We start from the raw sequence: 20,706 nt of genomic DNA on the forward strand, positions 1-20,706 counted from the left end.
CGGATTTTGCCCGCCCCCGCTGGCTGCAGGTTTGCCGCTTGCTGCTTGCAGATCACAGCCGTGCGGGATAGGTCCGTGCTATCCCTTACTTAAGGTTATTTCCTTGTCTCCCGCAGTCCATAGCCCCAAACGCGCCGCCCTGATGACCCTGCTGGCCGCCAGCCTGATCGCAAGCACTACAATCGTTGCGAAGTACCTTGGTACGCTGGGCACGCCCCTGCACCCGTTTCAGGTCTCGGCGGGCCGATTTGTCTTTGCCTTCCTCGCGCTTTTAGTGTTTTCAGCCATGACACAGCCTAAAATCTCCAATCCGAAAATCGGGTTACATCTGGGACGCTCGCTGTTCGGCTGGATGGGCGTCACGCTGATGTTTACCGCCGTTGCACATATTCCGGTCTCGGACGCCACTGCCATCAGCTTTCTGAACCCTGTCTTCGGCATGATGCTTGCCATCCCCATTCTGGGGGAAAAAGTTGGCAAGTGGCGCTGGTCAGCTGCCGGCATTGCCCTGTGCGGCGCGGTTATTCTGTTGCGACCAGGTGCTGGCAGTTTCCAGCCGGCTGCGCTGTTTGCCCTTCTCGCAGCCCTTTTCATGGGGTTGGAGGTGGTTTTGATCAAGCTCTTGTCAGGACGCGAACCCCCTATGCAAATTCTGCTATTTAACAACGGGATAGGCGCAACCCTTGCCCTAACGGCGGCATTGTTTGTCTGGACAAGCCCAACGTGGGACCAGTGGATCGGCCTTTGCCTGATCGGATTGCTTATGGTTTGCGGTCAAGCGCTTTTCATTCAGGCGATGCGCAGTGCAGAGGCGTCTTTTGTCCTTCCGTTTTCCTATTCTACGCTGGTTTTCGCTACCCTCTACGATTTTTGGACCTTTGGTGCACAGCCCGATGCAATTTCGATCACCGGCGCGACAGTAATTCTTGGGGGCGCGGCCTTGCTGGCCTGGCGGGAAATGCGGATAAAAACCTGATCCAAGCCCATTTTCACACCCCGATACATGCCACCCTTTCGGTATAACTTCGCCTTAATGAAAGCGGCTGTTTCCTTTCGGCTTGTCATCAACCTGTGACACGGTAGAATGACGTTTGACCAGAAAAATAGCGCCAGCCGCCGTGCGGCGCAGGGGAATGCCCCGGAAATGACTGTGGAGTGATACGATGTCCTGGACTGATGACCGCGTAGAAATGCTGAAGACCATGTGGGGCGAAGGCAAAAGCGCCAGCCAGATCGCCAAGGAACTGGGCGGCGTTACACGCAACGCCGTTATTGGCAAGGTGCACCGTCTTGGCCTGTCTAACCGCGCGGCCCCTGCAAAAACGACGAAAGAAAAGCCTGCTGTAAAAGAGGCAGCCAAGCCAAAACCGGCAGCCAAGCCTGCTACGGAAACTGCGGCTGAACCTGCTGCCGAGGCAGCGCCGGCGCCAAAAGCAGCTGAAAAGCCTGTCAGCCTGCCTGCGCGCAAGCCGATCATCACAGCCGGTCAGCCATTGCCTCCGCAACCGTCCAATTCCGAAATCAGTGCAGAAGCTCTGGCCACTGTCGCCGAGGTCGAGAAGAAAGCCAAAAAGCTGGTGTTGATGGAACTGACGGAACGCACCTGCAAATGGCCCATCGGGGATCCGGCGACCGAGGACTTCTGGTTCTGCGGCCTGAGTGTTCAGACAGGCAAGCCGTACTGCGAAGCCCATAACGCTGTCGCCTTCCAGCCGATGTCCGCCCGTCGCGACCGCCGCGCCCGCTAAGACAGCAAGAAATGCACGCCTGCATTCCTATCCTGCGCATGTTTGACGAAAAACGTGCGCGGGAGTTCTATCTCGACTATCTCGGGTTCAAGATCCGTTTTGAACATCGTTTCAGCGATGATGCGCCCCTCTACATCGGCATCTGCCGCGGGGATTGTGAAATCCATTTGTCAGAACATCACGGAGATGGCTCTCCGGGGGCGCGTATCCGCGTTCCAGTTGATGATATCGACAGTTTCCACAGCAGCCTTGATCCTGCTTATAAATACGCGCGTCCGGGCATTCATACGCAACCGTGGGGAATGCGCGAAGTCATGATTGCGGACCCTTTCGGCAATACGATTGTATTTTGTCAGGACGTTAAAGACTGACCGCTGATGCCGCATAGACACTGGCACATGTCTGTTTACAAGCAGCCGATATTTAACAGGTGATTGACCTTCCACGACGAAGCTGAATATTGTCATTGCAATCCAACGCCCTAAGTTAGGTATAGGGTGAAGAAATGAGCTAGGACATGATTACCTACACTTTGAAATGCGAACACGGCCATACATTTGATAGCTGGTTTCAGTCGGCAGAGGCTTTTGACAAGCTTCATGCCGCCAAGATGGTGACATGTTCGGTTTGCGGGGCTCTGGGCGTTGAAAAAGCCGTTATGGCCCCCCGTGTACGTCCTGCCCGGGACGCAGCCCCCCGCCCTGCTGTTGACAAGGCTTCCGGCCCTCTTTCCGCACCGGCATCTCCGGCGGAACAGGCCCTCGCAGAGCTGCGCAAGATGGTCGAGAAGAACTCTGAAAACGTTGGCGACAATTTTGCCAAAGAGGCCCGCCGCATCCATGAAGGTGATGCACCGGAGCGGTCCATTTACGGACAGGCCAAACCGGAAGAGGCCAAAGCGCTTATTGAAGAGGGTATCCCCGTAGCACCGCTGCCTTGGGGCAACCGCCGCACCAACTAGCAGAAGCTGCGCGGCTTCCGCACAACACACGCCTTTTCTCTTTCCCTTGGCGGTCAACCCGCGTAAAAGACGCGCGAATTGACAACAGCCGTGGACCCATCCCGATATGCCCCGTTTGGTTATGAAATTTGGCGGAACTTCCGTGGCCGATCTGGCCCGGATTGCAAACGCCGCAGATAAAGTACGACAGGAAGTCGAAAACGGCTATGAAGTCGTTGTAATTGTGTCCGCGATGTCCGGTAAAACGAACGAACTGGTGGGCTGGGTGCGTGAAAGTGCACCGGAAAACGGCATCTACGACCGTGCGGAATATGACGCAGTCGTGTCTTCGGGGGAGAATGTGACCTCGGGACTTATGGCGTTGCGCCTGCAACAAATGGGCGTTCCGGCCCGAAGCTGGCAGGGCTGGCAGGTACCGCTGAAGTGTACCGGAAACCACGAAAGCGCGCGGATCGATGCGATCCCGACTGAAAACCTCGATGCCTCTTTTGCCTCGGGCTGCAAAGTCGCTGTGGTCGCCGGTTTTCAGGGCGTCATGGATGACGGACGTATCGCGACCCTTGGTCGGGGTGGTTCGGACACAACCGCTGTAGCCTTTGCAGCCGCGCTCGACGCGGAACGTTGCGACATCTACACAGATGTGGACGGGATTTACACAACCGACCCGCGCATCGTGTCGGACGCTCGCAAATTGCACCGCATCTCTTATGAAGAAATGCTCGAACTTGCGTCACTCGGGGCGAAAGTACTCCAGACCCGCTCTGTCGAACTCGCCCGCTCCTACCGCGTGCGCCTGCGGGTTCTGTCCAGTTTTGAAGACGATATCTCTGCCGACGTTGGCACACTTGTATGTTCAGAGGAAGAAATCATGGAAAACATTCGCGTTGTTAAGGGCGTGGCCTACTCTCGTGACGAAGCCAAGATGACCCTCGTTTCTGTTGCAGACCGCCCCGGCGTGGCCGCTGCAATCTTTGGTCCGCTGGCAGATGCCGGTGTGAACGTGGATATGATTGTGCAGAACATTTCGGAAGACGGTCGCACCGACATGACCTTCTCCTGCCCGACAGATCACGTACCGCTCGCCGAAGCCGCCATGCAGGCCGCTGCAGATGCGGGCGAACTGAATTACCGCGACCTGATCACCGATAAAAACGTTGCCAAGATTTCGATCGTCGGGAACGGTATGCGTTCTCAAGCGGGTGTGGCCAAGAAAATGTTCAAGATTCTGGCCAACGAGGGCGTGAACATTCGAGTCATCACAACCTCCGAGATCAAAATTTCTGTGCTAGTCGACCGGAAATATATGGAACTGGCCGTCCGCGCACTGCATGATGAGTTCGAACTCGCAGTGGAATAGGCGGTACGGTGGTACACTCACGGCTCGATAGCAGGCAACTGCTAACCAAACTTCGCGACACGCTCGCAGAAGACGGTGACGGACAGCAACGGTTGGATCACATCACCCAACTGGTTGCGCAGGGCGTGGGCACGGAAGTGTGCTCTGTCTATCTGCGTCGGGACCGCCAGACACTGGAACTTTGCGCGACGGAGGGCCTGAAAAAGGAATCCGTCCACGTCACCCGCCTGCGCTATGGCGAAGGTCTGGTGGGCCGTGTGGCCAAAGAGGCCCAGCCGATCAACGCGCAGAACGCTACGGCCGAACGGGGCTTCCGGTATATGCCGGAAACCGGCGAGGAATTGTATTCTTCCTTCCTTGGCGTACCCGTTCAAAGGCTCGGCGAAGTGCTGGGGGTTCTTGTCGTCCAGAGCCGCGATCCGCGCGAATACACAGAAGATGAGGTCTACGCCCTTGAAGTCGTAGCCATGGTGCTCGCCGAGATGAAAGAGCTTGGCGCATTTGTCGCCGAGGGCGAGGCGATGACGCCCCCCCACCAACGACCGATCATGTTTAGCGGTGCCTCCGCTCAGGAAGGGGCTGCGCGCGGTTCTGTAGTCCTGCATGACCCCAAGATCGTGATCACTAACCCTGTGGCCGACGACCCCGAAGCGGAAAAAGAACGCCTGAACGCGGCAATGGATAGCCTGCGCATTTCGGTCAACGATTTGTTAAACACCTCCCGCAGTGACACGGATGTGGAACAGTTGGAGGTGATGGAAACCTACCGGATGTTCGCAAACTCCAAAGGCTGGCGCGCACGGTTGGAAGCCAGTATCGACAGAGGACTTGCCGCCGAAGTAGCGGTAGAGAAAGAACAATCCGCGACCCGCGCCCGAATGGCCCGCGTGCCCGATCCCTACCTGCGGGAAAGGCTGCACGATCTGGATGACCTGTCCAACCGCCTGCTACGGATCCTGACCGGTCAGGGCCGCTCCGCCGGCGACGAACTGCCAGACCGTCCGGTGTTGGTTGCACGGAATATCGGCCCGGCTGAATTGTTGGAATACGGCAAGAAACTGCGTGGTATAGTACTGGAACAGGGTTCTGTTGGTTCCCATGCTGCAATTATCGCGCGGGCTTGGGCTATCCCTATGGTCATCCACGCCGAGGATATTACCCGCGAAGCACTGAACGGTGATACAATTCTGGTAGACGGGGATCAGGGCATCGCCCATCTGCGTCCCGACGACAACGTTGCCAATGCGTTCAACGATAAAATCGCAATGGCCAATCAGGCGCTGGAACGGTTTTCAGAAATTCGTGACAAACCGGCAGTGACCAAGGACGGCACCCGTATCAACCTTCTGATGAACGCGGGTCTGCTTGCCGATTTGCCCAGTCTGGAAGGCTCTGGCGCGGAAGGCGTGGGCCTGTTTCGCACCGAATTGCAGTTTCTGGTGCGCAGCGAAATGCCCAAACGTACCGATCTGGCCCAACAATACGGGCGGGTGTTCGAAGCGGCCAAAGGTAAACCAATTACCTTCCGTACCCTTGATATCGGGTCGGATAAGGTTGTCCCATTCCTGAAACCCGAGGACGAACCGAACCCCGCGCTCGGCTGGCGGGCTATCCGGATTTCGCTCGACAAGCCGGGCATCATGCGGATGCAGCTTGAGGCGATTTTGCGCGCCGCCAAAGGGCGACCTGTCAATATCATGTTTCCCTTCGTAGCCCAGTTCGACGAATTCAAAGCCGCCAAGGCAATCCTTGAAAAAACCATCGACAACGAATTGCGCCTTGGTCACGTTATCCCAAGCGACATCAAGGTCGGCGCGATGCTGGAAACGCCCAGCCTTGCCTTTGCCCCGAACCAGTTCTTTGAAATGGCGGACTTTATTTCCATCGGCGGCAACGACCTAAAACAGTTTTTCTTCGCAGCGGACCGCGAAAACGAGCGAGTGCGGCGGCGGTATGACACGCTCAACGTCAGCTTCCTGACTTTTCTGGAGCAGATTTGTAACCGCTGCTTTGAATTTGACACACCTGTCAGTTTCTGCGGTGAGGACGCGGGGCGGCCTCTGGAAGCCATGTGCTTTGCTGCGATCGGCCTGCGCACCCTGTCCATGCGCCCTGCCTCCATCGGGCCTGTGAAGGACCGCTTGCGCTCTGTCAATCTGGCGGAGGCGAAAGAGGCGATAAGGGAAGCCTGCCTTTCTGGGGATCAATCCGTCCGCGACCGGATGCGCAAATGGTATGCGGATCATCTGGCCAGCGGGTAAGCCCGAAAGCGGTTCCTGCTTTCATCCTGACAATCTGTAAGGTTTACCGGATGCCACATATCGGGTGCGCTGAAACAGGTGCGCACGGACGGGCGGGTTTTCACCCTGCAAATATGAAGCTTCATTTAAGAAGCTTCATATAAGAAGTATGTTAAAGCGATTTATCCATTGAAAACAAGGATCAGGCACCGCCTTCGCCGCGCCTTTTTGTGCTACAGAAGACGGTAGTAGGATCTACGACCGGCGGGTCAGCAGTGTGCGCGCTGCGGCCTCTGCTTCGGGAGTGATAACATCCCCCGCCAGCATCCGTGCGATTTCCCGCGTGCGCTCATCCACATCCAGTTTCGCCACCGTACTCAGCGTTTCGCCCTTTTTCACGGATTTGGACACCTGCCACTGATGCGCCCCTTGCGCGGCCACTTGAGGAGAATGTGTCACTACCAGAATTTGTGCGCTCTGCGCCAACGCCGCCAGACGGCGCCCGACTGCATCTGCGGTCGCGCCGCCAACGCCCCTGTCGATTTCGTCGAAGATCAGCGTCACACCCTCGCTGCGTTTGGTAAGGCAAACCTTCAAGGCCAGCAAAAAGCGCGACAATTCCCCGCCCGACGCGATTTTGTCAATCGGACCTGACGGCGCGCCCGGATTTGTGGCGACGGTGAAAGCAACATCATCGCGCCCCTCCGGTCCAGCCTCTCCATCAGTGATTTGCGTGGTAAATACCGCCCGCTCCATCTTCAGCGGTGCCAATTCTGCCAGCATTGCCTTGTCGAGCTTCAAAGCGGCCTTGCGCCGTGTCTCGCCCAGCTTTGCAGCCAGAGCATCGTAGTGTGCCGCTGCGTCCCGCACAGCCTTGTCCAGCGCATCTATCTGATCGGCACCGCCATCTATCGCCGCCAACCGTCCCCGCAGATCGTCTGCAAACTCAGCCAGTGCATCGGGGACAACGTTATGTTTGCGCGCCAGCCCGCGTATTGCAAACAACCGCTCCTCGGTGGCTTCCAGTTCCAGCGGGTTGAAATCCAGTGCGTTGAGGCAATCCTCGACCCCCTGTTGTGCATCCGCCAGTTCAGAAAGGGCCCGTGAGAGTGCTCCGATGGCAGGCTCAAGCTGTTCGCCTGCATGATCCGATGCCCCTTCCAGCCAGCGCATGGCATCTGTCATGGCCCCTTCTGCAGCATCATCCCCCAGCGCATTCGCTGCCTTGGCAATATCTTCGCGAATACGCTCTGCGCCCTGCATCAATCGGCGACGGGTATCGAGGGTCTCTTCCTCTCCCGCCTGAGGGTCCAGCTTGTCCAACTCCTCTACCGCATGACGGAGATAGTCCTCATCAGCTTTGGCCTGCCTCAGGGCTTCCTGCGCCTTGCCCAGTGTATCACGGGCCGCGCGTAGCGATTTCCAGGCGCCCTGGATCGGTGAGAGATCGACTCCCGCGAAAGCATCAAGCAGAAGGCGGTGGCCTCTGGGGTTCAGCAATCCACGGTCATCGTGCTGACCGTGCAATTCCACCAGCAACTCGGAAAGATTGCGCAGGGTTTCACCGGACACCCGACGATCATTCACAAAGGCAGTTTTGCGTCCGCTTGGGGTGTTTGTGCGGCGCAGGATCAGTTCTCCCTCGTCAAGCGAGAGTTCCTGTTCGGCCAGAACACGGTGAACCGGATGATCCTCTGCGATTTCAAAAACCGCCGTAACCTCGCCCTGCTCTGCCCCGCTGCGCACCAGATCGGCCCGCCCGCGCCAGCCGAGCACGAAACCGAGACTGTCCAGCAAAATGGATTTACCTGCTCCGGTCTCACCTGTGAGCACATTCAGACCCGACTGGAAATCCAGATCCAGCCGGTCGATCAATAACATGTTACGAATGGAAAGGCCGCGCAGCATGGCGATTTATGTCCTGTAAAGACGATGGGTTAAGCGACAGTATCCGACAGTTGCACGGATGGTCCGTTCAAAACAGCAGCCGACCATCAATCAGAGCCATTCACCCCGTGCCACCTGACGCCAGATATTCTTCAGCCATCCCTGACTTTCAGCACTGGCTTCTTCAGTGGAGATTCCCCGCCCTGTCAGCAGAACATGGGTATCCTTGTACCAGTTGGTGCCTTGAAAGTTATGACCCAGTATGGCCCCGGCGGTTTGGGCATCACTGTCCAGACCAAGCGACACATAAGCCTCTACCAGACGGTGCAGCGCTTCGGGTGTATGGGTGGTGGTCTGGAAATCTTCAACGACGACGCGGAACCGGTTGATCGCAGCACCGAAGTGACCTTTTTTCATATAGAACCGGCCAATATCCATTTCCTTGCCTGCAAGATGATCGAGGGCAAGATCGAATTTCAACAAGGCCGAAGAGGCATATTCGCTGTCCGGATAGTTCTCAACCGTACTGCGCAGTGCTTGCAACGCCTGAAAGGTAATACCCTGATCGCGGCTTACATCGTCAATCTGGTCGTAAAAGCTGAGCGCGATAAGATACTGCGCATAGGCTGCATCTTCATCCTGCGGATAGAATTCAAGATAGCGCTGCGCCGCGCCGCGGCTTTCCTCATAGAGCCGTGCCTGATGATAGGCAAAGGCCGACATGATCATAGAGCGTTTTGCCCAGTCGGAATAGGGATAGAGGCGCTCGACTTCGGTAAACAGTTTGGCCGCGTCTTCGGCACCCTTGCGGGTGGCGAGTTTGGCTTCGGCCTGCTGGTAAATCATCTCGGGCGGCTGGTTTTCGAGGGAAACTTCCTGTTCGCGCTGCCCGCAACCGGCAACCAGAACAACCGAAGCTGTCAGAATACCGTAAACTGCCTTCTTGCCTAAGTGCATCATACCCGCATTACCCTGTCCCGCTCGCCCGACGATAGGCTGCATTTTACGGGTTAACTAGCACAAAACCAGCCGAGTAAAAACGCTTTCGTCCGGTTTTGCACGAAGATTTGTGATTTGTTTGTAACAGGTTCAGGCCAGCACAAAATCGCTGGGTTTGATATGTGCGCCGGGCAGATCGTGCCACTGGCTCGGGGTGCACTCGACCATTTCCCACGCATCGGGCTGTGCAAACAGTTCGCGCAGCAACAAATTTGTGGCACGGTGGCCGGCTTTATCGCCGTGATACCGCCCGATGATCGGATGACCTGCCAGAGCCAGATCGCCCAGAGCATCCAGCATTTTATGGCGCACGCATTCGTCATCGCGGCGGAACCCTTCAGGGTTCAACACAGTATCGCCGTCCACAACAATTGCATTTTCAAGTCCACCACCCAGCGCCAGACCGGCGGATTGCATCATATCCACATCGCGGCGCAGGCAGAAAGTGCGGCAGTTAGAAAGTTCCCGAACAAAGGCACCATTGGACATTTGCAACGTTTTTGACTGTTTTCCGATGGCAGCCTCGTCAAAATCTATGGCAAATTCGATCTCGATCTTTTCAGACGGGGCAAGGCTCGCAGAGAAGCCGTCTACATTGATGCTGACGGGTTTCAGGATGCGGATTGCTTTCAGCGGCGCGTCGAGCTCTTTAAGACCGGCTTTCAGGATCGCAGCAACAAACGGCGCAGAGCTGCCGTCCATGATTGGAATTTCCGGACCGTCGATTTCAATCATTGCGTTGTGGATACCGGTTCCGGCAAGAGCCGCCATCAGGTGCTCTACAGTGGAAACCTCGACACCGGCATCATTGGCAAGACGGGTGCACAGACGGGTATCGTTGACGTGATCGTAACGGGCGGGAATCATGTTATCGCGGTCCGTGACATCGACACGCTGGATCCAGATGCCGAAATCAGCGACGGACGGGGACACACGCAACGCGGCACGCTTGCCGGAATGGAGTCCTTTTCCAACAATCTCGATCGGGGTTTTCAGTGTTCTTTGCATGATGCACCTGTGGCTTTGCTTAACCAATTATCTAGGGAACACCTCGCAAAAGCTCAAATAACGCTTTGTGACGCTATGTGACAATGCTGAAACAAAAAAGGCACGTCGCTGACGTGCCTTGTTCAAATTCGGTGTATGCGGCTTCGAATTAATTCGCTTGGCGCCGCAAAAACGCTGGAATTTCAATGCGTTCCTGTTCCGGATCGGCGTGATCTTCTTCTTCCGCATATTGTGGCGCTGCAGAGCTGACCTGCGGCTGTTCACGATGCGCGGAGGGCTGCACGTCACTGTGACCGGTCATGCGAGAGATCAAGCTGTTCAGACGGAAACCTTTTGGCTTCTCTTCGTGGGCTTCACCGCTAAAGAACTTCGGCGTCTCTGCCGCAGCTTCCTGAGCACGGGGCGCTTTGGCAACCGCAGCTTCCAGGCGTTTCATGGTTTCAGGGCTGACCTCGCCTGGCTTTGCCGCCTGAGGCGCAACAAAACCGGACCGCTGGTCAAAGAAGTTGTCAGGGGCTTCAACCGATTCAACCTGTGTCTGCTGTGGCTGGTAAGCCGGTGCAGGCAGGCCGTCTTCGGTTGTCGGCTCTTCAATGACGTTTTCGTCTTGCGCTGTCTCTTGGGGCAGTTGCTCGAACAGGCTTGGCTCTGAGCTGTTGGCTTGCGCAGCTACAGGCTCGGGTTTGGATTGAACCGGCTCCTGTTCAGCCATCGGGGCCGGTGCGGCTTCCTGCGCGGCAACAGGTTGTTCGGCAGGTGTTTCAGCGACAGGCGACGGTGTTGGCACAGACACTTTGATTTCGGCGGCACTTTGGGCCAGCGGTTCTTTCAAAGTGCGACGTGGTACAGGAATATCCCCTGCCCCGACCGCAGCGTCGATACCGGTTGCAACAACGGAAACGCGCATCACATCTTCCATGCTCGGATCCATGGTGGAACCGACGATGATGTTGGCTTCCGGATCCACTTCCTCGCGGATACGGTTTGCCGCTTCGTCCAGTTCGAACAGCGTCAGGTCGTTGCCGCCAGTGATGTTGATCAGAACACCGCGGGCACCTTGCAGGGAAATCTCGTCCAGCAGCGGGTTCGCGATGGCTTTCTCGGCGGCCTGAATGGCACGATCTTCGCCAGTGGCTTCGCCTGTCCCCATCATGGCTTTACCCATTTCGTCCATTACGGAACGGATATCGGCAAAGTCGAGGTTGATGATACCCGGACGGACCATCAGGTCTGTCACGCCTTTAACGCCCTGATACAGAACATCATCTGCAAGGCTGAAGGCTTCGGTGAATGTGGTTTGTTCGTTGGCGATCCGGAACAGGTTCTGGTTCGGAATGATGATCAGCGTGTCCACAACCTTTTGCAGACATTCAACGCCTTCTTCCGCCTGACGCATACGGCGGGTGCCTTCAAACTGGAACGGTTTGGTTACAACGCCAACGGTCAGGATACCCAACTCGCGCGCGGCTTGTGCCACGATCGGCGCGCCACCCGTGCCGGTGCCACCGCCCATACCAGCGGTGATGAAACACATGTGGCTGCCCACAAGGTGATCCACGATTTGCTCGATGCTTTCTTCGGCAGCGGCAGCGCCCACGCTTGGACGGGCGCCAGCGCCCAGACCTTCGGTGATTTTCTCGCCCAGCTGGATCTTACAAGTCGCCTTTGTGGATTGCAGTGCCTGTGCGTCCGTGTTCGCGACGACAAAATCAACACCGTCCAGCGCCTTGTCGATCATGTTGTTGACCGCGTTGCCACCGGCCCCACCAATACCGAATACTGTGATCCGTGGTTTTAAATCTACCATCTCTGGCATACGCAAATTCAATGTCATGTTCTATCCGCCTGTAGTTTTTTTGTTTCGCCGTCTGACCAACGGTCGCTTACGCCCTGATTCGGTATGCTAAACGACTGATTCGCTCAGGTCACGAAAAATCGTCGGAATTGCGCCCATATTGTAACGCATACAGGGGATTCTGCAAGATTTTGCCGAACCTCCCACAGCTAGTCTACCAGTTCTCTTTGAACCACCGCATAGCGCGTTTCAGGGGCTGTCTGCCCTGCCCCGCCATGGGTAGGTTAAAGTCCCAACATTCGTCCTGCGGATGGGCTGCATGCAGCGCCAGACCGACGCTCGCCGCAAAGGCGGGGCCGGTTGCAGCCTGTGGAAGCCCTTGTATCCGCAACGGTTTTCCAAGCCGAACCTGCTGACCGAGAATCCGGCTCGCAAGTCCTTCGAGACCCGGAATTTGGCTGCCTCCGCCCGTCAATACAATGCGCTGGCTTGGCAGGTGGTCAAAACCGGCAGCATCCAGCCGAGCACGGACCTCTTCCAAAATCTCTTCAACGCGAGGGCGCATCACCCCGATCAGTTCGGACCGGCTGATCCGGCGGCGGTCGTGATCGAAATCACCTGTATCGCCGCCTATCTCGATCATATCGCGGTCATCCATCCCCGTGGCGACAACGCCACCGTGGAAGGTCTTGATCCGCTCGGCCGTGGGGGTCGCCACTTGCAAGCCCTGACTGATGTCAGAGGTCACAAGATCACCACCCATACGCACGGAATCTGCAAAAATCATGTGCTTTTTCAAAAAGATGGAAACGCTGGTCGCGCCACCGCCAAAGTCGACACACGCGCCGCCCAACTCTTGCTCATCCTCAACCAGAGCCGACACACCGGCCACATAGGAGGAGGATGCAAAACCGGCCAGTTCCAGATCGCAGCGTTTGATACATTTCAGCAGGTTCTCGATCGCGCCGGTATCAATGGTCAGCAGGTGCATATCCACAGACAGACGGTTGCCAATCTGGCCGCGCGGGTCGGACAGGCCGGAACGGTGATCGAGCGCAAAGTTCACCGGCATAGCGTGGATCGCTTCACGGCCCATGCCATAATCCGGCACATCGCATTCCGCCAGTACCCGCCCGATGTCATAATCCATCACCGAGCCGTTTTCCAGTTGCACCGCCCCTGTCACCCCGTAAGAGCGCGGCTCTGCGCCGGACATGCAGGCAATGACGTGATCAACACGGGTGTTCGCCATCTTCTGCGCCGCCTGAACCGCGGTACGGATCGCCCGCTCGGTCTCTTCCATCGTGCTGACTTCGCCAAAGCGAACGCCGCGGGAACGGGTGGTGGCCACGCCAATCACGCGGAACGCCCCGTGATTGGCCATCGCCGTCATGCCCTCTTGCGCATTCATCTGCACCGAAGGATCGAATTGCAGGATCATACATGCAATTTTCGATGTCCCCACATCCAGAATGGCCACCACGCCCCGTTGCAGGGCCGCGCGGCGGCGTTGTCTCATAGCGCGTTGTGTTTCGTATAGTTGTGTCATCAGGTTTCACTTTCCCCATCGGCTATGGCCCGCAGCCGGTGCAGTTCTTCGACCGCTGCTGCAGTTAAACGAAGGACCGGACGGCGCCCGTCCCTCATGTCTACGACCGTTACATCCCGCCCAAGCAGGTCACGGGCCCGTTGCAGGGCAACAACCCGCTCCAAGGCGGCAACCGGACGGTTGACCGGCAGCTGGATAATCTGACCACGGTCCAGCATCACATCCCAGCGGCGCTCCCCGACACGGCGCAAACCGCGAATGCGGTCCGCAAGGGGGCCAGCAGCCGCCAGAAGACGCAAAGCCTGCCCTGCATGGTCCTGCGCACCTTTGCCAAGGATCAACGGCAGTTCAAGATACCCTTCGCGGGTTTCCAGAACACCGGCCCGCGCCCCGAAACTGTCAACCAGTTCAAGATGGTCGGCACCGCGCCAGACCAGAGCAGGAACCCGCTCTACGATTTCTACATCAAGGACACCGCCGCGCAGAAACACATCCGCACTTTTCACGGCATCAATTGCTTCGATTTTCTCTTTCAGCGCTGCGAGATCCAGTTGCAGGGAACTCACCGGAAATACCATCGGAATGGCTTCGCGGACCTGTTTGGATACAACAGCGCTGCCGCCCTGCACCTGCATCAGGTTCACGGCAAATTCGGGACGGTTTTCAATCATGGTGCGTGCGTTGGTCACGCTTTGTGCAAGACGGGCCTGCACTTCCGGATCGGAGAAATGGTTCGCGACCAGTCCAACCACAATCGCAATCGGCAGGCCGGTGCGGATCAGGGACCGGTAAAGCGGTGTCAGCCAGATCCGTTCCAGCCGGTATTTGATGCGGCTCGGGCTTGGGTCGGGCCGCGCGGCGGGCTGGTGCGCAGAGCGTTCGGTCCGGTCCATATAGGAGGGTTGCGTATCGGGATCACGGTAGACCAACCGCTGGCGCGGCATATCTATCGCTGACATGATGCGTCCTCCACCAGCCAGCTCACCAATTTACCAAAGGAAATGCCACATTCCGCGGCCTGCTCGGGCGCAAGGGACGTGGGCGTCATGCCGGGCTGTGTATTGGTTTCCAGCAGGATCAACCCGTCAAGACCGAGGGACTCATCCCAGCGGAAATCCGTCCGGCTCAGCCCGCGACAACCCAAGGCATCATGGGCACGCAATGCGTAATCAAGACAGGCTTCAAAAATCTCGGCAGGTACATTTGCCGGCACCTCGTGACGGGACCCGCCCGGTTTGTATTTGGCGTCGTAATCATACCAGCCGTCGGTCAGGATATCAGTCACGGTCAGCGCCTTGTCCCCCATCACCGCTGTCGTCAGTTCCCGACCCGGAACAAACTTTTCCACCATCAGCACGTCAGGCATGTCATCGCTGATTTGCGCCGGACCATTGGCCGCTTCGTTCACCAGATAGACCCCGACGGAAGACCCTTCGTTGAACGGCTTCACCACATAGGGTGGCGCGATCGGATGGCTTTTCATGACCTCCTCGCGGGAGACAAGACGGTGTTCGGCCACTGGCAATCCGGCGGCAGCGAAAACCTCCTTGGATTTCTCTTTATCCATCGCAAGGGCAGAGGCAAACACGCCGGAATGGGTATAGGGTATCCGCATCCATTCAAGAATGCCCTGAACACAGCCGTCTTCGCCCCAGCGCCCATGAAGCGCATTAAAAACCACATCGGGATTGGTTGCACGCAAATCGGCCATCAAATCCGGACCTGCGTCCAGTTCGGTGACTTCATAACCTTCCGTGCGCAACGCCTTGGCGACTTCGTGACCGGAGGAGAGAGAGACCTCACGTTCAGCCGAAGGGCCGCCTTGTAGAACTGTTACGCGGTGAAATGCCCTGCTCGACATGACCGCCTCGTCTTTTGCCCCGGCCTTTTTCGGCTCTCACGGGCTATGCCTTATTGTGCCGCCGGTTTGCCGACGCGCATGATTTCCCATACTAGGGTTATTCCACTGTTTTCGAAAACCCTTTTTCGCACCAATTCTCCTAAATTTTCCAAATCTGCGGCAGAAGCGCCACCTTTGTTAATCAGAAAGTTGGAATGCATCTCGCTCATCTGTGCTCCGCCGACGCTGGCACCGCGCATTCCCGCGTCATCTATTACCTTCCACGCCTTAAGCTCATGGGTATCGTCGGCCTCTCCCGTGGACGAATAGCCTGCGGGATTGCGGAAGGTCGAACCACAGGAACGCTCCTTGGTGGGCTGGGTCGCTTCGCGCTTGGCAAGGGCCTCTGCCATTTTCGCTTCAATCGCCTCCGGCTCACCTGCACGCCCTTGCAGCACAACAGATGTCAGGATCATCCCCTCGGGCAACGAGGTAGAGCGATAGGCAAACCCCATATCCGCCGGTGTCAGCGTAACCAACTCGCCCGAGCGTGTCAGCGCCTCTGCCTGCACAAAAACATCCGCCAGATAGGTGCCATAGCACCCCGCATTCATCTTTGCCGCGCCGCCAATAGCGCCCGGAATGGTGCGCAGAAAAGCCAGATCAATGCCCGCCTGTGCGGCTTTGCGGGCAACGTGGGCGTCAAGCGCACCGACACCGGCACGGATGCGGTTTCCCTCCAGCACCTCTATCCCGTTGAAACCACGTCCAAAACGCACCACTACCCCGTCCAGACCACCATCGCGGATGATCAGATTGGAACAGACCCCGATTGGAAAGACCGGCACAGACGGATCAAGCGCGGCCAGAAAATCCTGCAAATCCGCCAGATCCGCCGGTTGGTACAAAACTTCCGCAGGGCCACCCACGCGCAGCCAGCTTAATGCATCCATCGGGCGGTTTGGCGTCAGCGTGCCGCGCACCGGCGGCAGGGTCTCAATACTCAGGCTCATTCGGGTTTCTTTCGCCGTCTTCAAGTTTGTGTTCTTCCAGCCAGGTGAACGGCTTTCCGGTGATCCGCGCCCATGTGAACCGCCCTATATAGTATAGCGGCCAGCGCATGATCGAACCGACACCTGCCACAAACATGAACGCGATGAAAGGGTTTCCGGCGATCCACAAGTAGGGGATCAACGGAACAAGAAGCAAAAGCAGCAGGAACGCTCCGGGGGGATGATAGGGCCTGCGGCACAGGGCCACCACGGTTCCCATTCCGACCCAACAGGCGGCAAACACAATGGCCGAATTCAACCCGATATCAAACACGCGCCCCGGCCTTTCCTAATAAAAATCAAACTTCGGTCCCTGAAAATCCTCACCCGTGAACTTGGAGCGGATATAGCGCCCGAGATAAACAATCGGCCAGCGCAACAGCGACCCGACCGCCGCCAGAAACAGAACCGCCAGAAACGGATTTCCTGCGATCCACAGATACGGCATTAACGGCACCAGTAGCAGCATCAGCAAAAAGGCTCCGGGTGGGATGTAGCGGGCTGGCAAAAGGGCTACAACGGTGCCGATCCCGACCCAAGCGGCCGCAAACACAATCGCGGAATGCAGCCCGACCCCGAACACTACCCCAAAGCTTTCGGCAGGTTATTGGCCCAAGCGCTGATCGTTCCCGCCCCGAGGCAGACCAGCAAGTCGCCCTTTTCACAGTTTTCCTGAACAAAGGCCTGCAAAGCGGCCTCATCCGGCACAGCAACCGCCTTGCGATGGCCGTGGGCCGTCAGCCCCGCCACCAGCCCGTCCCGGTCCGCCCCCGCAATCGGGTCTTCTCCGGCTGCGTAAACATCGGAAATGCCGACAACATCCGCGTCGTTGAAACAGGAACAGAAATCCTCAAACAAATCGTTCAGGCGGGAATATCTGTGAGGTTGATGCACCGCCACAACGCGCCCTTTGGTGGCTTGTTTTGCCGCCGACAAAACGGCAGTGATCTCTACCGGATGATGGGCGTAATCGTCGATCACAGTCACACCATTCACCACACCCACGCGGGTAAAGCGGCGGTTGACCCCTTTGAAATTCTTCAACGCCTCGCGGATTTCAGTCCGCTTCAGCCCCAAATGCCGCGCAACCGCAATGGCCGCCAGAGCGTTGGAAACGTTATGGTCGCCGGGCATCGGCAGTACCACATTCTGGATGTGGGTATCCTCGGATTGCAGGTAAACGTCAAAATAGGCCTGACCGTTTTCGTAACGCAGGTTATCAGCCCGCACATCGGCCTGCTTGTTAAACCCGTAGGTCATCACCCGCCGGTCCCCCAGACGTCCGACAAGCGCCTGCACCTCGTGGTGGTCCGTGTTGCAGATCGCCACGCCATAAAAGGGGATATTCGAAACAAATGTATGGAATGCCTCGCGCAGGTTTTCGAAGCTGCCGTAATGCTCCATATGCTCTGGATCGATGTTTGTGACTACGGCAATTGTAGCTGGCAAACGGTTGAAAGTGCCGTCACTTTCATCCGCTTCCACGACCATCCATTCGCCATCACCCATCCGCGCGTTAGAGCCATAGGCATGGATGATTCCGCCGTTGATCACGGTCGGGTCAAGCCCGCCCGCGTCCAGAAGGGTCGCAACCATAGTCGTCGTAGTGGTTTTACCATGTGTGCCCGCAATGGCGACGTTGGATTTCAGGCGCATCAGTTCGGCCAGCATTTCCGCGCGGCGCACAATCGGCAGCCCGCGGGCCCGCGCGCTGTCCAGCTCCGGATTGCCCGGTTTGATGGCGCTTGAAATCACAACAACTTCGGCGTCTTCCAGATTTTCGGCCATCTGCGGAAAAGAAATCCGTGCGCCCATATCTGCCAGCCGGTCTGTAATCTTTGAGGGCCGCAAATCCGATCCCTGCACCGTGTAGCCGTGGTTGATCAGCACTTCGGCAATGCCTGACATCCCGATCCCGCCGATACCGACAAAATGGATCGGCCCCAGCTTGGTTGGCAGTTTGGTTGCTGCGTTCATCTTACTCTCCTGCCAGTTGGGCCACCAGATCGCCAAGCTCTCTGGCGGCATCGGGTTTGCCTTGGGTCAATGCGGCGGCGGCCATTTGCGCAGCCCCCTCCCCGTCCATAAGCACGGTTGCGATATGTTCGGCCAGAACTTCGGCCGAAAGCTGTGATTCCGGTATGACGATCGCAGCCCCTGCGCTGGCCAGTCCTCTGGCATTGGCGCTCTGCTCGTCGCGGATTGCTATGGCTAGCGGGATCAGGATGGAAGGACGCCCGATGATGGAAATATCCGCCACGCTGGAGGCACCCGACCGGCTGATCACCAACTGGCATTCGGACATCCGCGCCGGAATATCGTCAAAGAAAGGGGAAACATCTGCGTCAACGCCTGCTGCGGCATAGGCGGCAACCGTGTCGTCATGATCCTCAGCGCGCGCCTGCTGTGAAACCCGAACACGGCGCTTCAGTTCTTCGGGAAGCAAAGCAACCGCTGCCGGAACAGTTTGGGACAAGATACGGCTGCCCTGACTGCCACCGATGGCCAGCACGGACATGGGCCAGTCCCCCGGCGCGATATAGCCTGCTCCGGCTCGCTCCAGCACAGCGCTACGCACCGGATTGCCGGTGAAGACACCTTCCACACCGTCCGGAAGTTCGGTCGGCCAGGTACCACACGCCACGGTGTTTACCCGTTTGGCGAAGGCCTGATTGACCCGCCCCAGAACGCCGTTCTGTTCGTGAATAAGACGCGGTGTTTTGGTTAACATCGCGGCGATCATCGCCGGCAGGGCCGGATAACCGCCAAAACCCGCGACCACAGCGGGGGGATCTTTCCGCATCCGACGCCACGCAGACAGCGCGCCCCCGGCAATGCGAAACGGCACGCCGAGTTTGGCAGACAATCCGCCCCGCGCGAATGTGCCGGAGTTCACGACCTCGACTTCTACTGCCTCTGGAAAGCCGCCGGTATAGCGCGCGCCCCTTGGGTCAGTGCTCAGCCGGACACGCCAGCCCCGTGACAGCATTTCTTCGGCAAGCGCCTGTGCGGGGAACATATGCCCGCCTGTGCCGCCTGCTGCGATGACCAATAATTTATCTGACATAATACCCCTTATCCGCCCCGGTTCTCATTGCCGAAAACGTCGCTGATATCCCCTTGGGGACGGGTGCGTGTAAAGGCCAAAAGAAAGCCAAGGCCAATTCCCGCCGCCACCAGCGAGGAACCGCCGTAAGACACGAAGGGTAGCGTCATTCCCTTGGCGGGCAACAGCCGAACAGCCACGCCCATATTGATCAGGGCTTGCATTCCGAACAAGGCCGCAAGGCCGGTTCCGGCAAAACGGATAAAGGGATCACGTTCGTGGATCAGACGCAGGAAAGAGCGCACGGTCACAATCATAAACAGGAAGATAATCGCCAGCACAAGGATCAGGCCATATTCCTCAGCCGCAACGGCGATGATAAAATCCGTATGTGCATCCGGCAGGGACCATTTCACACGGCCCTCCCCGACACCAACCCCGAAGAAACCCCCTTCCTGAATGGCATTTGTTGCATAGCCGATCTGGGTGCGCGGATCGATTTCGGGGTTAAGATAACCGTCGATCCGGCGGGCAAAGTGCTCTGAGGAATTATAGGCTATGAACCCTGCCCCTACGACGCCCCCTGCCAGCCCTGCCAGCAACAGCATCGGTGCTCCGGCTACGAAATACATCAACGTCCAGCTTGCAAGGATCAGGCAGGCCTGTCCGAAATCCGGTTGCAGCGCCAAAAGGAAGGCAATCAGTACTGTTACCGCAAAAGACATACGCTTGCCAGGCGGTCCGCCGACCTCAAAGCTCGCAGCCATCAGCCACGCGGAAAACACAACGAAACCGGGCTTCAGGAATTCTGACGGTTGCACGGAAGCAAAACCGAGCGAAATCCAGCGCGTCGCGCCCTTACCGAAGTCCGTACCGATAAATGGCAGGGCGCAGATTGCTATGAGACAGCAAATAAAACCGAACACACCAAGACGGCGCACGTGTTTGGGTGACATCATCGACACAAGGATCATGGTCACCAGCGCGATGGAACCGAAGAACAACTGTTTGTAAACGTAGTAAAACTGTGTCAGCCCGTTGCGTTCCGCCAGTGGCACCGAGGCCGCAAGCCCTAGCAGGATACCGATAAGAAACAGCATCATGATCGCCGAAAGCGCCCATTTATCCACCGTCCGCCACCATTTTGGCAACACGGGTTCACCGGGCTTTGAAGCCACAGTGCCAAACACCATTTCCGTCATCGTAAACGCCTGTCCTTGCCTT

Annotated in this window: 19 protein-coding genes; 6 read left to right on the forward strand and 13 right to left on the reverse strand. The window is 57.5% G+C overall.

Annotated features, from left to right (window positions below; genetic code table 11):
* Positions 1-97: 97 nt before the first annotated feature.
* The 6 genes from C0U40_RS08390 (at position 98) to ptsP (ending at position 6,327) form a co-directional block, all read left to right on the forward strand.
* Positions 98-976 carry a DMT family transporter gene (locus tag C0U40_RS08390; RefSeq protein ID WP_435673790.1) on the forward strand — a complete coding sequence of 293 codons (879 nt, stop codon included), beginning with the start codon at positions 98-100 and terminating at the stop codon, positions 974-976.
* Positions 977-1,163: 187 nt separating this feature from the next.
* On the forward strand, positions 1,164-1,748 hold the full coding sequence (locus C0U40_RS08395; RefSeq protein ID WP_101655303.1) for a GcrA family cell cycle regulator: 585 nt from the start codon (positions 1,164-1,166) through the stop codon (positions 1,746-1,748).
* An 11-nt stretch (positions 1,749-1,759) separates the two neighbouring features.
* Positions 1,760-2,119 (forward strand): glyoxalase superfamily protein, encoded by a 360-nt coding sequence (locus C0U40_RS08400; protein ID WP_101655304.1) that lies wholly within the window; start codon positions 1,760-1,762, stop codon positions 2,117-2,119.
* 146 nt (positions 2,120-2,265) lie between these two features.
* The gene (locus C0U40_RS08405) at positions 2,266-2,709 is read left to right on the forward strand and encodes a DUF1178 family protein (RefSeq protein ID WP_101655305.1); all 444 of its coding nucleotides are present in this window, start codon (positions 2,266-2,268) and stop codon (positions 2,707-2,709) included.
* A gap of 106 nt (positions 2,710-2,815) precedes the next feature.
* On the forward strand, positions 2,816-4,066 hold the full coding sequence (locus tag C0U40_RS08410) for an aspartate kinase (RefSeq protein ID WP_101655306.1): 1,251 nt from the start codon (positions 2,816-2,818) through the stop codon (positions 4,064-4,066).
* Between the two features lie 8 nt (positions 4,067-4,074).
* Positions 4,075-6,327 carry a phosphoenolpyruvate--protein phosphotransferase gene (ptsP, locus tag C0U40_RS08415; protein WP_101655307.1) on the forward strand — a complete coding sequence of 751 codons (2,253 nt, stop codon included), beginning with the start codon at positions 4,075-4,077 and terminating at the stop codon, positions 6,325-6,327.
* Between the two features lie 234 nt (positions 6,328-6,561).
* Here the strand turns inward: ptsP and recN are convergent, their stop codons facing one another.
* The 13 genes from recN to ftsW all read right to left on the reverse strand — a co-directional run bounded on the left by recN (position 6,562) and on the right by ftsW (position 20,684).
* Positions 6,562-8,214 (reverse strand): DNA repair protein RecN, encoded by a 1,653-nt coding sequence (gene recN / locus C0U40_RS08420; protein ID WP_101655308.1) that lies wholly within the window; start codon positions 8,212-8,214, stop codon positions 6,562-6,564.
* Between the two features lie 90 nt (positions 8,215-8,304).
* A complete protein-coding gene (locus C0U40_RS08425; protein ID WP_435673789.1) occupies positions 8,305-9,153 on the reverse strand; it encodes an outer membrane protein assembly factor BamD in 849 nt (282 codons plus the stop codon).
* Positions 9,154-9,282: 129 nt separating this feature from the next.
* Entirely contained in the window at positions 9,283-10,200 is a 918-nt protein-coding gene (gene lpxC, locus C0U40_RS08430; RefSeq protein ID WP_101655309.1) for a UDP-3-O-acyl-N-acetylglucosamine deacetylase, read from the reverse strand.
* Positions 10,201-10,348: 148 nt separating this feature from the next.
* The gene (ftsZ, locus tag C0U40_RS08435) at positions 10,349-12,034 is read right to left on the reverse strand and encodes a cell division protein FtsZ (RefSeq protein ID WP_101655310.1); all 1,686 of its coding nucleotides are present in this window, start codon (positions 12,032-12,034) and stop codon (positions 10,349-10,351) included.
* Between the two features lie 175 nt (positions 12,035-12,209).
* The gene (ftsA, locus tag C0U40_RS08440; RefSeq protein WP_101655311.1) at positions 12,210-13,544 is read right to left on the reverse strand and encodes a cell division protein FtsA; all 1,335 of its coding nucleotides are present in this window, start codon (positions 13,542-13,544) and stop codon (positions 12,210-12,212) included.
* A complete protein-coding gene (locus tag C0U40_RS08445) occupies positions 13,544-14,503 on the reverse strand; it encodes a cell division protein FtsQ/DivIB (RefSeq protein WP_101655312.1) in 960 nt (319 codons plus the stop codon). The genes ftsA and C0U40_RS08445 overlap by 1 nt, the downstream gene beginning before the upstream one ends.
* On the reverse strand, positions 14,491-15,405 hold the full coding sequence (locus tag C0U40_RS08450; protein ID WP_101655313.1) for a D-alanine--D-alanine ligase: 915 nt from the start codon (positions 15,403-15,405) through the stop codon (positions 14,491-14,493). The genes C0U40_RS08445 and C0U40_RS08450 overlap by 13 nt, the downstream gene beginning before the upstream one ends.
* A 50-nt stretch (positions 15,406-15,455) precedes the next feature.
* Positions 15,456-16,397 (reverse strand): UDP-N-acetylmuramate dehydrogenase, encoded by a 942-nt coding sequence (gene murB / locus C0U40_RS08455; RefSeq protein WP_101655314.1) that lies wholly within the window; start codon positions 16,395-16,397, stop codon positions 15,456-15,458.
* The gene (locus C0U40_RS08460) at positions 16,381-16,710 is read right to left on the reverse strand and encodes a DUF2484 family protein (RefSeq protein ID WP_101655315.1); all 330 of its coding nucleotides are present in this window, start codon (positions 16,708-16,710) and stop codon (positions 16,381-16,383) included. Before C0U40_RS08460 ends, murB begins: the two co-directional genes overlap by 17 nt.
* Before the next feature lie 15 nt (positions 16,711-16,725).
* Positions 16,726-17,019 (reverse strand): DUF2484 family protein, encoded by a 294-nt coding sequence (locus C0U40_RS08465; RefSeq protein WP_101655316.1) that lies wholly within the window; start codon positions 17,017-17,019, stop codon positions 16,726-16,728.
* Positions 17,019-18,413: a UDP-N-acetylmuramate--L-alanine ligase gene (murC, locus tag C0U40_RS08470; RefSeq protein WP_101655317.1), complete on the reverse strand. Its 1,395-nt coding sequence runs from the start codon at positions 18,411-18,413 to the stop codon at positions 17,019-17,021. Before murC ends, C0U40_RS08465 begins: the two co-directional genes overlap by 1 nt.
* 1 nt (position 18,414) lies before the next feature.
* The gene (locus C0U40_RS08475) at positions 18,415-19,503 is read right to left on the reverse strand and encodes a UDP-N-acetylglucosamine--N-acetylmuramyl-(pentapeptide) pyrophosphoryl-undecaprenol N-acetylglucosamine transferase (RefSeq protein WP_101655318.1); all 1,089 of its coding nucleotides are present in this window, start codon (positions 19,501-19,503) and stop codon (positions 18,415-18,417) included.
* Between the two features lie 8 nt (positions 19,504-19,511).
* Positions 19,512-20,684, reverse strand: coding sequence for a putative lipid II flippase FtsW (gene ftsW / locus C0U40_RS08480; protein ID WP_101655319.1), 1,173 nt, complete (start codon positions 20,682-20,684; stop codon positions 19,512-19,514).
* Between the last annotated feature and the right edge of the window lie 22 nt (positions 20,685-20,706).

It is taken from the genome of Neptunicoccus cionae (assembly GCF_002860325.1).
GTDB lineage: Bacteria > Pseudomonadota > Alphaproteobacteria > Rhodobacterales > Rhodobacteraceae > Amylibacter > Amylibacter lutimaris.